12 protein-coding genes are annotated in these 14471 nt (G+C 43.4%); 4 read left to right on the top strand and 8 right to left on the bottom strand.

The annotated features are described in order from the left end of the window. Positions 1-29 precede the first annotated feature (29 nt). From WMO37_RS07335 to feoB, 4 genes are all read right to left on the bottom strand, one after another. Complete coding sequence (locus WMO37_RS07335) at positions 30-788, bottom strand: DUF2225 domain-containing protein (protein ID WP_022431622.1); 759 nt, start codon at positions 786-788, stop codon at positions 30-32. 182 nt (positions 789-970) lie between these two features. Next, complete coding sequence (locus WMO37_RS07330; protein ID WP_227090717.1) at positions 971-2638, bottom strand: glutamine--tRNA ligase/YqeY domain fusion protein; 1668 nt, start codon at positions 2636-2638, stop codon at positions 971-973. Between the two features lie 73 nt (positions 2639-2711). Beyond that, a complete protein-coding gene (locus WMO37_RS07325; RefSeq protein WP_022431620.1) occupies positions 2712-2882 on the bottom strand; it encodes a FeoB-associated Cys-rich membrane protein in 171 nt (56 codons plus the stop codon). Between the two features lie 24 nt (positions 2883-2906). Next, entirely contained in the window at positions 2907-5267 is a 2361-nt protein-coding gene (gene feoB, locus WMO37_RS07320; RefSeq protein WP_227090715.1) for a ferrous iron transport protein B, read from the bottom strand. A 372-nt stretch (positions 5268-5639) separates the two neighbouring features. Here feoB and WMO37_RS07315 point away from each other — a divergent pair, with 372 nt between their 5' ends. After that, positions 5640-7010, top strand: a complete 1371-nt coding sequence (locus WMO37_RS07315) for a Na+/H+ antiporter NhaC family protein (RefSeq protein WP_436970274.1) — start codon at positions 5640-5642, stop codon at positions 7008-7010. Positions 7011-7073: 63 nt separating this feature from the next. Here WMO37_RS07315 and WMO37_RS07310 read toward each other — a convergent pair whose 3' ends face one another. The 3 genes from WMO37_RS07310 to WMO37_RS07300 all read right to left on the bottom strand — a co-directional run bounded on the left by WMO37_RS07310 (position 7074) and on the right by WMO37_RS07300 (position 10007). Continuing rightward, the gene (locus WMO37_RS07310; protein ID WP_227090711.1) at positions 7074-8177 is read right to left on the bottom strand and encodes a DUF2974 domain-containing protein; all 1104 of its coding nucleotides are present in this window, start codon (positions 8175-8177) and stop codon (positions 7074-7076) included. Between the two features lie 2 nt (positions 8178-8179). Next, a complete protein-coding gene (locus WMO37_RS07305; protein ID WP_022431616.1) occupies positions 8180-8806 on the bottom strand; it encodes a response regulator in 627 nt (208 codons plus the stop codon). 64 nt (positions 8807-8870) lie between these two features. Continuing rightward, positions 8871-10007 (bottom strand): sensor histidine kinase, encoded by a 1137-nt coding sequence (locus WMO37_RS07300; protein WP_022431615.1) that lies wholly within the window; start codon positions 10005-10007, stop codon positions 8871-8873. Positions 10008-10202: 195 nt separating this feature from the next. Here WMO37_RS07300 and WMO37_RS07295 point away from each other — a divergent pair, with 195 nt between their 5' ends. Genes WMO37_RS07295 through WMO37_RS07285 form a run of 3 tightly spaced genes read left to right on the top strand, consistent with a single transcriptional unit; the run spans position 10203 to position 13442 of the window. After that, positions 10203-11144 carry an ABC transporter ATP-binding protein gene (locus WMO37_RS07295; RefSeq protein ID WP_227090708.1) on the top strand — a complete coding sequence of 314 codons (942 nt, stop codon included), beginning with the start codon at positions 10203-10205 and terminating at the stop codon, positions 11142-11144. Positions 11145-11167: 23 nt separating this feature from the next. Continuing rightward, positions 11168-12304: an ABC transporter permease gene (locus WMO37_RS07290; protein ID WP_022431614.1), complete on the top strand. Its 1137-nt coding sequence runs from the start codon at positions 11168-11170 to the stop codon at positions 12302-12304. Continuing rightward, complete coding sequence (locus tag WMO37_RS07285; protein WP_349154678.1) at positions 12291-13442, top strand: ABC transporter permease; 1152 nt, start codon at positions 12291-12293, stop codon at positions 13440-13442. The genes WMO37_RS07290 and WMO37_RS07285 overlap by 14 nt, the downstream gene beginning before the upstream one ends. Positions 13443-13508: 66 nt before the next feature. Here the strand turns inward: WMO37_RS07285 and WMO37_RS07280 are convergent, their stop codons facing one another. After that, the gene (locus WMO37_RS07280; protein ID WP_227090704.1) at positions 13509-14381 is read right to left on the bottom strand and encodes a DUF4097 family beta strand repeat-containing protein; all 873 of its coding nucleotides are present in this window, start codon (positions 14379-14381) and stop codon (positions 13509-13511) included. Between the last annotated feature and the right edge of the window lie 90 nt (positions 14382-14471).

The raw sequence follows: 14471 nt of genomic DNA, 5'->3' as shown, positions 1-14471 counted from the left end.
TCCTCACCTGTTATCTGCATTTCATTTTTTTACTCATTTGTCGTTTCATGACGTGACTCACGGATAACTTCCATCAGTTCACGTGCCTTGTCTTTTGCTTTTGAAGATGCATTTCTTGAACCCATCACCATATAGGCAAACTTCTGTGCTGTATCGTCATCATTGCATTTATGCGCCAGCTGTGCAAGCAGGGAGTTGATTGTCACCTCGTCCATATTGCAGATTGGCGGATACTCTTTTAAAAGTGCCTCGGTAAAGCCTTTGTATGCTTTTTCGATATACTCCGCTTCCAGCTTGTTATACTTTGCAATCTGCCCCAGATTGGCTGTATCATCCTGCTGTAATTCTTCTGCTGCTCCTCTGTAAAGCCATGCAAGCTTTAAGCATAAATAAGCCTGTTCACTTCCTCTGGCCGGTTTTGTCATTGCGGTCAGCAATGCCATCTTATACCGTTTAATCGCAATATCATACGTATAATAGTCTGCTGAATCCTCCATTGCCGTATATTTGCTTCCAATCATTTCCTTTAACAGCGCTCTCTGCTTCGGCGTAACGTTGTTAAATTCACGCAGTGTTGATGCATATCCGCACTTCGGGCACAGACATACATCATATTTGATTGTATCAATTCCGGAATACAGCGGTCTTAAATCTGCCTCAGTTCCTAAAAATCTGGCCTTCCCTGTTTTTACCTGCTTTGTCTTAAAATCCGCATCACAGACCGGGCAATTCATGGATTTATCAAATACATAGGTGCTTTCATCTTTTTTATTGCTGCTGTTTTCCATACTAATCCTCATTTCTGAGCGACTTTGTTGCGAAGATGCGATGAGAATTTCGCGCAGGCGATTTCTCATCTGCAATCAGGGAGATTTGTTTTCGCTCAGAAACAAATCTCCGTGTGAACAAGCTTAGACTTATGGCTTGTTCACACTTCTCCATTTCTACAGACACTTATTGACGTCTTTTATTATTTGGCAGGCATTTTGAACGAACTCTTTAAAGATACAATCCGGTTAAATACCGGTTTCCCGGCTTCTGAATCTTTAGAATCCGCTGTAAAATATCCGTTACGTACAAACTGGAATTTATCTTCCGGCTGTGCCTTTAAAAGTTCCGGTTCTACATAGCAGTTCTTTAAAACGGTAAGTGAATGTGGGTTTACATTGATAGAACCGTCTTCTTCATTGTATACGCCCTTTTCTTCATCTACGATATTCTCATAGAGTCTGACCTCTACCGGACTGCCTTCTGTTGCAGATACCCAGTGAATTGTTCCTTTCACTTTTCTTCCAGTGAAGTTACCGCCGCGTGTTTCCTCATCATAGGTTGCATGAATCACGGTAACGTTACCGTTCTCATCCTTTTCACAGCCTGTACAGGTTACAAAATATGCGTTCATCAAGCGCACTTCGTTACCCGGAAACATTCTGAAATACTTCTTTGGCGGTTCTTCCATAAAATCTTCTCTTTCGATATATAATTCTTTTGTAAACGGTACTTTTCTTGTTCCAAGTTCAGGATTTTCCTGATTGTTTGGAACTTCCATGTACTCAACCTGTCCTTCCGGATAGTTATCAATCACCAGTTTTACAGGATTTAAGACTGCCATCATTCTCTTTGCTTTCAGCTTTAAATCCTCACGGATACAATACTCTAACATCGGATATTCAACCGCACCCTGACTCTTTGTAACACCCACAAGGTCTACAAACATCTTTATGGCTTCCGGTGTAAATCCACGTCTGCGCAGTGCCGCAATAGACACCAGACGCGGGTCATCCCATCCGTCTACAATCTTATCTTCTACAAGCTTTTTAATATAACGCTTTCCTGTTACTACGTTATTTAAATAAAGCTTTGCAAATTCAATCTGTCTTGGCGGATTCTCGTATTCAAGTTCCCTTACAACCCAGTCATACAGCGGTCTGTGATCCTCAAATTCCAGTGTACAGATAGAGTGGGATACGCCCTCAATCGCATCTTCAATCGGATGTGCAAAATCATACATCGGATAAATGCACCACTTATCTCCTGTTCTATGATGTGAGATATGTGCTACTCTGTAAATAATCGGGTCACGCATGTTGATATTCGGTGATGCCATATCAATCTTTGCACGCAGTACCTTTTCTCCATCCTTGTACACACCGTTTTTCATGTTCTCAAATAATTCGAGATTTTCTTCTACGGAACGGTTACGGTACGGGCTTTCCTTACCCGGTTCCGTAAGCGTTCCTCTGTATTCACGAATCTGTTCCGGTGTCAGATCACACACATAAGCCTTTCCTTTTTTAATCAGCCTGACTGCCGCTTCGTACATCTGATCAAAATAGCCTGATGCAAATAACACATCTCCGTGCCACTTTGCACCGAGCCATTCAACATCACGCTTAATAGAATCCACAAATTCTTCCTTTTCCTTTGTCGGATTCGTATCATCAAAACGCATATTAAACTGTCCGTTATATTCTTTGGCAAGTCCGTAATTTAGTAAAATGGATTTTGCATGTCCAATGTGGAGATATCCATTCGGTTCCGGCGGAAATCGTGTAACTACCTTCTTACAATGTCCTTCCTTAATATCCTGATCTATGATCTGTTCAATAAAATTCTTTGAAACAGCTTCGTTTTCCATTCCTCTTATCCTCCTGATTACTGCCGCATTGCAGCACCTTTTCGTTTCATTATAACGTACTTTTTAAAATGTTTCAATGGCTTTTATCGTTATCTGTGTGTGTCATACAGCCGCTCATACAGCCTGCACAGTTTCCGTCACAGCCTGTATGATTTTCCTTTTTATCTTTATTGACCATTCTGGTACTGACAACATACAGCCACACTGCAATCACCAGTATAATGGCTCCGCCTATAATTCTCATCCTAATCTCCATTTCTGTTTTCTGTTAAAATCCTATAAGCATCCCTATCATTCTGACCGCAAATGCTACAATCCATGCAATCACACACTGCATGATTACGACTAAAAATGCTGAACGCGCTGTTCCCATTTCTCTTTTTACGGATGCAATCGCCGCAACACACGGTGTATATAACAGAGTAAATACTAAAAATACCAGTGCCGAAAATGGTGTAAATAAGGTATTTAATGCACTCATATCTCCACCGAATAAAACTGTAAGCGTACTGACCACACTCTCCTTTGCGGTAAATCCCGTAATCAGTGCGGTAGAAATTCTCCAATCGCCAAATCCCAGCGGCACAAAAACCGGTGCCGCAAATCCACCGATTAATGCCAGCAGACTGTCTTTGGAATCCACGACAACATTCAGCCGTACATCAAACGTCTGTAAAAACCAGATGACAATTGATGCCATGAAAATAATCGTAAATGCCTTTGTAATAAAGTCCTTTGCTTTATCCCAGATTAACATTCCCACACTTTTTAAACTCGGCAGACGGTAGTTTGGCAGTTCCATAACAAACGGAACCGGTTCACCCTGAAATGCCGTATTCTTTAGCAGCAGTGAAAATAAAACACCCACGATAATCCCCGTGAAATACAGTCCCACCATCACTAATGCACGGTATTTAGGAAAAAACGCATATGTAAACAGTGCATAAATCGGCAGTTTTGCCGAACAGCTCATAAACGGTGTTAAAAGAATCGTCATTTTTCTGTCGCGCTCCGATGAAAGTGTTCTGGTTGCCATAATCGCCGGTACAGAACAGCCAAAGCCGATAATCATCGGTACAAAGCTTCTGCCGGACAATCCGATTTTACGCAGCAGTTTATCCATTACAAATGCAATTCGTGCCATGTATCCGCTGTCCTCCAAAATTGATAAAAAGAAGAACAGCACTACAATAATCGGCAAAAACGACAAAACGCTGCCGACACCGGCAAAAATACCGTCAATAATCAGGGAATGGACAACCGGATTTAACCCATACGCCGTTAATGCACGGTCAGCAAAATCCGTTACAATATCAATTCCAACACTCAGCCAGTCCGAAAGACCTGCACCGATAACTCCGAAGGTCAGCCAGAATATCAGCCCCATAATTGCCGCAAAAGCCGGCAGTGCCGTATATTTTCCGGTCAGTATCTTATCCGCCTTTACACTTCTTGCGTGTGCCTTGCTTTCTGTTGGCTTAACAACTGTCTGCGTACACACTTTTTCGATAAATTTAAAACGCATATCGGCAAGGGCTGCTTCCCGGTCTTTTGCACATTCTTCTTCCATTTCATGAATCATGTGTTCCAGTGTTTCTTCTTCATTCCGGTCCAGTCCAAGCTGCTGTAAAATCAGTTTATCCCCTTCTACCAGCTTTGTTGCCGCAAAACGCGCCGGAATCTCTGCTTTTTTTGCATGGTCTTCAATTAAATGTACTACCGCATGGATACAGCGGTGAATCGCTGCCTGTCCGTTTTCACCGTTGGCATCGCAAAAGTCAAGCCGTCCCGGACATTCATCATAACGCGCTACATGAATGGCATGTTCTATGAGTTCTCCAATTCCTTCATTTTTTGCCGCTGAAATCGGAATAACCGGTATTCCCAATGCTTCTTCCAGACGGTTGACCTGAATCGTACCGCCATTTTCACGCACTTCATCCATCATATTCAGCGCAAGCACCATCGGAATGTCCATCTCAATCAACTGCATCGTCAGATACAGATTCCTTTCAATATTGGTTGCATCGACAATGTTGATAATGCCGCGCGGTTTATTCTGAATCAGAAAATCCCTTGTCACAATTTCTTCATTAGTATACGGTGAAAGAGAGTAAATTCCCGGCAAATCCGTCACGGTTGCTTCCGGATGATTTTTGATTTGACCGTCTTTTCTGTCTACCGTAACTCCGGGAAAATTCCCAACATGCTGATTGGCGCCTGTCAGCTGGTTAAACAGCGTTGTCTTTCCACAGTTCTGATTGCCAATCAGTCCGAATGTCAGCGGTTCTCCTTCCCGCAGTTCATTTCCCTTTTTTCGCACATGATAAATTCCCATTTCACCAACCTGCGGATGTGGAATGTCTTTTAAATGTGCCTGACGGCTCCGCACAGTATCGGTATCATGGATTCCGCTGATTTCTATTTGTGCCGCATCTGCAAGACGCAGTGTCAGTTCATAGCTTCTGAGTCTTAACTCTATTGGATCACCCATCGGTGCTTTTTTCATCATTGTCACTTCCGTACCCGGTGTCAGCCCCATGTCCAGAAAGTGCCTGCGCAGTGCGCCTTTTCCGCCTACGCTTTCAATGACCGCGTCTTTTCCAACCTCTAATTTATCCAGTGTCATACTATCCTCTATTCCGCAGGCATTCTAATTCCGGAGGAACCGCGGACTGAACCTATTCAGTTCTGCGATAAAAGCAGCTTCGTGACGCCTGCGGCACAAAGCGCTGTATGAACAGGCTTTCGTTTATGGCTTGTTCATACTATCCTCTATTCCTCTTTTTGTCTATCATTTTCACAAATCTTTAATTGAAAATATTTCTCATTAAGTATATTATTGTACTTTTTTCCTGTCAACGAAAAGAATGGAAAAAATAATGTGTTGACACCTCTCTTTTCTTCTTATACTATAAGTACGTTGCTCATCAAATAACAAATTGATGCATAATTTTAAAATTTCTGTCCCACAGGGGGATTGCAAATATTAGCAGCAGATATCAAAACTATTAAAATAATATTAAAAGAAGCGAGGATTCACATGAACAATACAACTGCAAATATGCCCTTAAAGGATTCCCTTAAACCTTCACCGCTGGCACTTCTGCCAATTGGTGTTTTTTTAGTGATTTATGCCGGTTCCGGTATTATATTTCACGACTTTTACAATATGCCTGCAATTATTGCTTTTTTAGCTGCTCTGCTGACGGCATTTTTACAGACACGCACACTTTCATTTTCTGAAAAAATCACGGTCATTGCCAAAGGGCTTGCCGATGAAAATATTATTACCATGTGTCTAATTTTCCTGACGGCAGGCGCATTTTCCGGAGCCGTATCCGCCGCGGGCGGCGTTGAACACACGGTAAATTTAGGATTAAAACTGCTTCCTGCCAGCTGGTCTGCCGCCGGACTGTTTATTATCGGCTGTTTTCTTTCCATATCCATGGGAACAAGTGTCGGAACGATTTCCGCACTGGCACCGATTGCGGTCGGTATCAGTGAAAAGACTTCGATTTCCCTTGCCATGTGCATCGGAGCGGTCATCAGCGGTGCGATGTTCGGGGATAATCTTTCGATGATTTCCGACACCACAATTGCCGCAACCCGCACGCAGGGCTGTTCCATGAAAGATAAATTCCGCACAAACTTTTTTATTGTACTGCCTGCCGCTATCCTGACTTTTGTATTACTGCTGATTCTGCCTTCCCATTCGGAGGTCGTTTCCGTTTACGCAAAGGATGCCAATCTGCTTTTGATTGCACCATATCTTTTTGTACTGGTAAGCGCCTTGTGCGGCATGAATGTATTCGCCGTACTGATTTTAGGCACGGTCTTTTCTCTTGCTGCCGGAATTTTCACCGGAAATCTTTCCGGCATGGAGATTTTTACATGTATGGGCGATGGCATTACCGCCATGTATGATATTACAGTAATTTCAATTATTGTCAGCTGTATCGGTTCACTGATTAAATATAACGGCGGTATTGACTGGCTTTTAACTGCCATCCGTCAGAGAATCCGCTCACCAAAGGGTGCACGTTTCGGTATCAGCGTTTTAACTGCCGGTATTGATACGGCGACTGCCAACAATACGATTTCGATTATTCTTGCCGGTCCGATTGCAAAGGAAATCAGTACCGAATATGATATTTCGCCGTGTGAAACAGCTTCTTTATTAGATATCAGCGCTTCCGTAACACAAGGGCTTTTACCTTACGGCGCACAGGTGCTTTATGCTTCCGCAGCCACAGCTTCTGCTGTTATGCCGCTGAGCGGTGTGGATATTATCGCGTATAACTACTATCCGATGTTTATGGCGTTCTGCCTTTTGGGGTGGATTTTTCTGCGGCGTACCCATAACAAATAGAGGCATATAAAAGGAACGCCTCAACGTGTTACTTGACTTCGGCTTATCCTTTTATCTGTCCTATTATCTGTTTTTACTCTTTCTTGCCCTCTTGATTTCGGTTGAGAGGGCTTTTAGTATTTTTAACAATAATCCTTTTGTTCCCGCATCCAGTGTACCGAACATTTTGATGGTGGCGTTGGCACTGCGAAGGATATCGGCGTTTATGTCTGAAAGAGTCTTTGCACCGCTTGCGGTAATAAGTTCAAAAAGTGTATCCACAAATTTTTCCCGTTCCTTTGCAGACAGACCCTCCAGCCATGATGTTATGGCTTCATGAAAATTCTTACTGTTCGCGCTGAGAGACGGACATGTCACAAAGCATTTGCCCTCTACCTGCCACGACATGGCATCATGCTGCATGATTCCTGTCTGACTGCTGCACACCACCAGATATTCTTCTTCCTGCCACAGTAACATACCGACAAGGGAATGCTGCGGTACAATCGTCTGAATCTGCGGCAGCATTTTCCGGTACGCTTCACTTTCAATCATCTCTTTTGTAAATCCCGGTCCATCATTGTTATAGACTTTCACCACCTTGCGCTGAATGGACGGCTTTGCAAAGACGGCGGCATAAATCGCAAGATTGCCGCCCTTTGAATGACCGCCAAGACGAAGCTTTCCGCGTTTCCAGCGCATAACGGTATTGACATACTCTACAGCTTCAAGCTGGGACGGCACCGGCATCATGACACCCATGTTAAAATCTTCTTTCCAGCCGATAATCGTATCATCTGTCCCGCGAAATGCAATGTAGTACGTATCATCGGGAAGTTCCGCACAGAATGCTGCAAACTGCTTCTCCTCATGGTCATCTGTCACATCTGCATAATCGGAAAGCACAATATCCCCGAAACGCCTGCTTTCCGCTGCAATCCGCATAAAAAACGGTGCTTCCCTGATAAACGATGTGACTTTTTGTAATTCTTCCTCATCATTTAAGTCAAAAAAATCATGTGCCGCCTGCCGCAGGGTAATTTTTTCTTTACTGCCTGCCGCCGGTATGATATTTTTAAAATCCACATAAGCAATCTGCGACAACACCAGATTATCCACCTCATTAAATGCAGACTGCTCAAACGTCAAATCCCCGCGCCATTTGATATAGTCTTCAATGCCACCCATTTTTACCGACCTCCGTTCTGATAATAAAACACTGCCAGCTGGGTTCTGTCCCGCAAATTCAGCTTTTCCAGTACGGTGCTGATATAATTACGGATTGTTCCCTCTGACAAAAAAGTCTTTTCTGCAATCTCCTTATTGCTGAGCCCCTGTGCAACGAGCTGTATCATTTCGTATTCTTTCTGTGTGATTCCCTGTGCCGCATAATCATAAGCGGCTGTTCCGCCAAGCAGTCCCGGCAGCTTATCGACAATTTTTCCGCCAAAGACAATCTGTCCGGACGCTGCTGCACGGATTGCCGGAACCAGTCCTTCGTAATCCTGTTTGAGCAGGTATCCCTTTACACCGATTTCGAGTGCTTCAATAATATATTCGTCATCTGAAAATGTCGTCAGGAAAAGAATTTTGGCATCCGGATATGCCGCAAGCACATTTCTTGCCGCTTCCAGTCCGGTCATATACTGCATACGGATATCCAGCAGTAAAATATCAGGACTGTATTTTTTATATAGTGACACAGCTTCCCGTCCGTCTTCTCCGACTGCCGCCACTTCAATATCCGTTCCGTTTTCCAGAATCATTTTCAAAGACATGCTTACCAGTTTATCATCGTCAATTATTACTACTTTCATACTTCTCCTTATTTTCCGGGCAATTTTGCCGCAAAACGGCAGTGAAAAAATCCCGGACAGTTTCTCATCTTCCGGCAGGAATATCTGCTTTTGGAATGTGGATAAAAATGCGGTATCCGTTTTCTGTGCGGATATCTATCGTTCCGCCAAACGTTTCCACCCGCTGGCGCATATTGGTAATCCCGATTCCCGTACCGTCCCCCGGATGCACACATTTACCGTTATCCTGAATTAAAATCTGATAAAAGGCGGGATGCTCCCGCAGTAAAAGCTTCACCCTGTCAGCATCGCTGTGCCGGGTTACATTGGACAATGCCTCTTTTACAATCGAGATAATGCAATATTTTAATTCCTTCGGCAGGTCCTGTGACATATCATATTCGTAACTGACCGTATACCCCTCTGCTTTTTCCGTCATCTCACGGACGGTCTGCTCTAAATCCACCGATTCATCATGCAAATCATGAACACTGTTACGGATATTGTTCATCGCACAGTCTAAGGTTTCTTTAATACTTAAAAGCAACGGTTTCGTCTGCTCATCACGGCTGACTGCAATGACCGCTCCCGTCTGGATAAGCGCCCTTGAAAGCAGATGTCCTACATTGTCATGAATTTCCCTTGCAATACGGTTGCGCTCCTTTAAGGTTGCACTGTAAACCTGTGCGTCCTGCTTTTCAATTAAATAGCGGTTTTTCAGTTTTAACATTCTGTTATATTCCCTGTCATCATCCTGTATGCGGATGAACTCCTTTTGCAGTTCTCTATCCTGCCATGTCATCTGCCGCAGATATACCGCCAGCATGTCAAAAACAATCCATAGTATCTGCCACTGTATCCTGTCTGTACCCGACAGGATATAGCGCGATGCCGCAACGCCAAAAAACGCCCACAAAAAAACTGTAATGCCTGCTACTGCCGTCCTTTTTATCTCTTTTTTCTCCCATGCCTCCAGCACCTGTTCCCAGACGGCATACAGTACAACCGGAAAGCCATATGATGTCTCTTTTATCACTAAAAACGACAACAGATAGACCGTCACCGCAAATGTCCTTCCCGCCATGCTTTGCAGATATATAACGGCACACACCTCAATAAATAACAACAGCAGACTCACCACTACATGATTGGTAATCCCGCAGGCTGATTCGAGTACGGCACACAGCACGTACAGTACCAGCATATCTGTAATCTTTCTCACATTTTCCTCATTTCCATACGGCAGTCCCGCTAAAATCTGCCGTCCTTCTGATTATTTATATTTTTATTGTACCGCAAGATATGACAAATGTCACTTCCGATTCTGATATTCTTCACTACCGCATTCTGCCCTCACACGCTACAATGTTTATAACAGCTTACAATATGAACACCAACATTATCAGGAGGATTTTTTATGGCAGAAACCATTGTAAAAATTGAAAATCTGGTCAAACGTTATCATGAACTGGTTGCCGTGGACCATTTTAACTTAACCGTATCCAAAGGAGAAATTTTAGGGCTTTTAGGGCCGAACGGTTCCGGAAAGACAACGACCATGAACTGTCTGCTGTCCCTGCTGGCATACGATAAAGGTTCAATCGAGGTCTTTGGAAAACCTATGAAGCCCGACAGCTATGATTTAAAGCGCAATATCGGCGTTGTCTTTCAGAATGTCGCCGTTTTTGACACACTGACCGTACAGGAAAATATTGATTATTTCTGTGGTCTATACATTAAAGATAAGAAGCTTCGCCGCCAATATGTTGCAGAGGCGGTTGAATTTGCGGGACTTTCGGATTTTGTAAAATTTTATCCCAAAAAACTCTCCGGCGGACTGCTCCGCCGTTTAAACATCGCCTGCGGCATTGCGCACAAGCCGAAGCTGATTCTGCTGGACGAACCGACCGTTGCCGTAGACCCACAGAGCCGTAATAAAATCTTACAGGGCATTTTAAAATTAAACGAAGAAGGCGCAACCATTATTTACACATCCCATTATATGGAAGAGGTGGAACAAATCTGTTCGCGCATTGTGATTATGGATAAGGGACGCAACCTTGCAAACGGTACTGCCACCGAATTAAAACAGCTCATTAAAAAAAGCGAAACTTTAACCGTAGAAATTTTAGAGCTGACCGATACACAGCTTGAGGCTGTCCGCAGGCTTAACCATGTCTATGACGTTTCTTATGAAAATAACAGACTGACCGTACAGTGCAGTGGCGGCAGCCACAACCTGATTCATCTTCTGTCTTACTTACAGGAGGAAAACATTGCCTTTGGGCGTGTTTATTCGGAACTTCCGACTTTAAATGATGTTTTCCTTGAAATTACCGGAAGCGAATTAAGAGATTAACTTACATTGAGAGGAGGTTTATAATGTTTTTACGATTGTTTTTATACAGGCTGAAAAGTATATTTCTTCAAAAGGACCTGACCTTTTGGACATTGGCTTTTCCACTTATCTTAGGCACATTCTTTTACCTGGGCTTTGGCAGGCTTCTAAACGGCACGGAGCTGGAATTAAACACAATTCCTGCCGCTGTCGTGACGGTTCATGAAAATACTGCCTTTGAAACGGTCTTAAAAGAAGTTGAAAAATCAGACGGAAAAGCCTTATTTGATTTGACCTTTACCGATGAAGACACTGCCATCGCAATGTTAAAGGAAAATAAAGCCACCGGCATTTTTTATGTTGATGCCACACCGCACCTGACCGTTGCAGAAAACGGCATGGAACAGACCCTGATGCAGTCTTTTTTATCCCAATACTGCACCCAGAGCAGTGTATTTGAAAAAATTGCCGCAGAACACCCGGAAAAGCTGGCCGATTCCATTGATTTTTTATCCAAACGCCACTCCTACGGCAGTGAAATTTCTCTGGCAGATGCTTCCTACGACCCGTATATGCAGTATTTTTATGCTTTGATTGCGATGTGCTGTCTGATGAGTGTATCTTCCGGTGTAGAATGTATCGGCACTGCCCTTGCCAACTTATCGAGCCTTGGCATGCGCCGTGAATGTGCACCGACACGCAAGTCCGTCATGATTTTAAGTGACCTCGCTGCCGCTTTTGTGCTTCAGTCCGTCGGTGTTTTTTTACTGTTTTTCTATCTGACTGTGATTTTAAAGCTGGATTTCGGAAACCGCTTAGGACTTTCCTTTGCCACAGCACTTATGGGTACGCTTTTTTCCCTTGCCGCCGGTGTTTTTATCGGAATCGCCTTTAAATGCAGTATGCACATTAAAATGGGCATTGCCCTTGTATTTATGATGGTCAACTCATTTTTTGCCGGACTTATGGCGGCAACCATGAAAGATTGGATAGAACATATCTGCCCGCTGTTTAACCGCATAAATCCGGCGGCACTGATTTCGGACAGTCTGTACGCATTAAATATGTATCCTTCCCTGACCCGCTTTGCGCGCAATATGGGCATACTGGCTGTCATGACACTGGTGCTGTGCTTTATTTCCGGTCTGATATTAAGGAGGTCTGATTATGCAAGTCTTTAAAGCTTTTTATAAATCACTGCGCAGACAGATTACTTCGGTACTGCTGTATGTTATTGCTTTTGCCGCTATCAGTGTGATTATGGCAAATACCATGTCTGAAAATACCGACACTCTTTTTACCGCAAAAAGGCTGACGGTTGCCGTGTTCGACCATGACAATACAGATGAAAGCCGCGTGCTGTATAATTACCTTGACCGAACACAGAAACTCACTTCCATAAAAGACGACAACGAAGCAATTGCTGATGAATTATTTTTCAGAAATGTGGATTATGTGCTGATTATCCCTGACGGCTTTTCTGAAAATCCGGACTCACTTAAAAATGTGAAACAACAAAACAGCAGTTCTGCTTACTTTTTGGATAACAGCATTGACACTTTCTTAAATGTATTTTTTAATTTCAGAAATACCGGATATTCCTGCGATGAAGCCGAGCGGCTTACTTACGACTGTATCGGTTCTGTAGAGGAAGCAACACTGCTTTCCGATACCCGGCAGGACGATGTGCAGATTACCGTTCAAAATATTGAACGCTATTTTCACTATCTTCCGTACATTTTTATTGTTACTGTCATTACAAGCCTTGGCGGACTGCTGCTGATTTTCCGTGAAAAAAATGTCAACTACCGGATACGGTGCAGTGCCGTATCCGCCGTCCACTACAATACGGCGCTTGCCCTTGCCTGCCTGACATACAGCATTTTATTATGGCTTGTTTTTATGGTGCTGGCTTTGGCGGTCTGTGGAAAAGGGCTGCTGTCGGTACGGGGACTGATGCTGGTTATCAACAGTTTTGTATTCCTGCTGGTTTCTGTCGGCATTACCTACCTTATCAGCTTTTTGGCTTACAATCCGAACATTTTAAATATGTGGTCTAATGTTATCGGGCTGTGCATGTCATTTTTATGCGGTGTTTTTATTCCAATGGAATTCTTAGGAAAAAATGTCATAAAGGCGGCACACTTTCTTCCTGCCTACTGGTATATCCGCACCGATGAGCTTTGTACACAGTATACAGGAACTTCCGGTGAGTTAAAGACCTATGCCATGTATCTGGGAATCCAGCTTTTGTTTGCCTTTGCGGCATTTAGTGCAGCACTGGTCATTTCCCGTTATAAAAAAGATTCTGTATTATAAATCACAAAAAGGCAGATAAGAAACCACTTTTACGGATTTCTTATCTGCCTTTTTTATTTGCATTTTTTAATTTGCAAATTCCAGCCGTACCGAGCCGTTATTGCTGACTGCATACAGGTTCGTATCTGCCTGTGTATTTTGTGCGGTATAAGGATTTAACACTTTATTGTCATTGACATAGACACTGCCGTTGTCGGTGTGCGCTTCCACGCGGTACGCACTTTCCGGCTTTGGCGCCGTTACCTGTATTTTACCGTTATTGGTTTTACAGGTCACCGTTCCCTCCCATGCTCCGGCAAGCTCTACATTGCCGTTATTGCTTGAAAAAAGGCTCTCACCCTTAAATTCTGCATTTACCGTTATTTTACCGTTACTGCAATGCACCTGCGCATTTTTCTCGCAAATCATCTGCATCAGTTCAATTTTGCCATTGTCCGACTGTACATTAAGATTCTGTGTCGTAAACAGGGCATCGGCTGTCACTTTTCCGTTTGACGTATCAATTTTTACCGTATCAAGGGCTGCTTTTTCCGGCACATAGACCGTCACTACATTTTCCCGGTTTTCAAACAACGCGGCAAAACCGAAGTCTAAAATCCAAAATCCTCCGCTTGTTTTTTCCTCTATGCGGATTTTCCCATTGTCAACCGTAACCTGTGGTGTGCTGTGTGTATCCTCATAGGTCACGCTGTAACCGAAGGTATCATCCTGTGACGGCTTTATTTCAACTTTGGCATCATCCGCTTCAATCTCGATGTCTTTGATTTGTGAAATGCCATAGCGCTCATCAGAATAAGCACTGCCTTCCAGTTCAATACCGCGTCTTGAAATAAAAACACCGCTCTTTGCACCCGCAAAAACGCCCGATACAAAACAAATCAATCCCGCGCCGATACACACGGCGGCTGTTATTCCTGTAATCTTTATCCATTTTTTCATCTTCTTCTCCATTCCGCAGGCATTTTAATGCACAAGGAACCGCGAACTGAATTTATTCAGTTCTGCGATAAATTCAGAATCGTGACGCCT

The organism is Lachnospira intestinalis (assembly GCF_040095895.1).
Lineage (GTDB): Bacteria > Bacillota > Clostridia > Lachnospirales > Lachnospiraceae > Lachnospira > Lachnospira intestinalis.
This window is presented reverse-complemented; position numbering and strand designations above follow the sequence as displayed.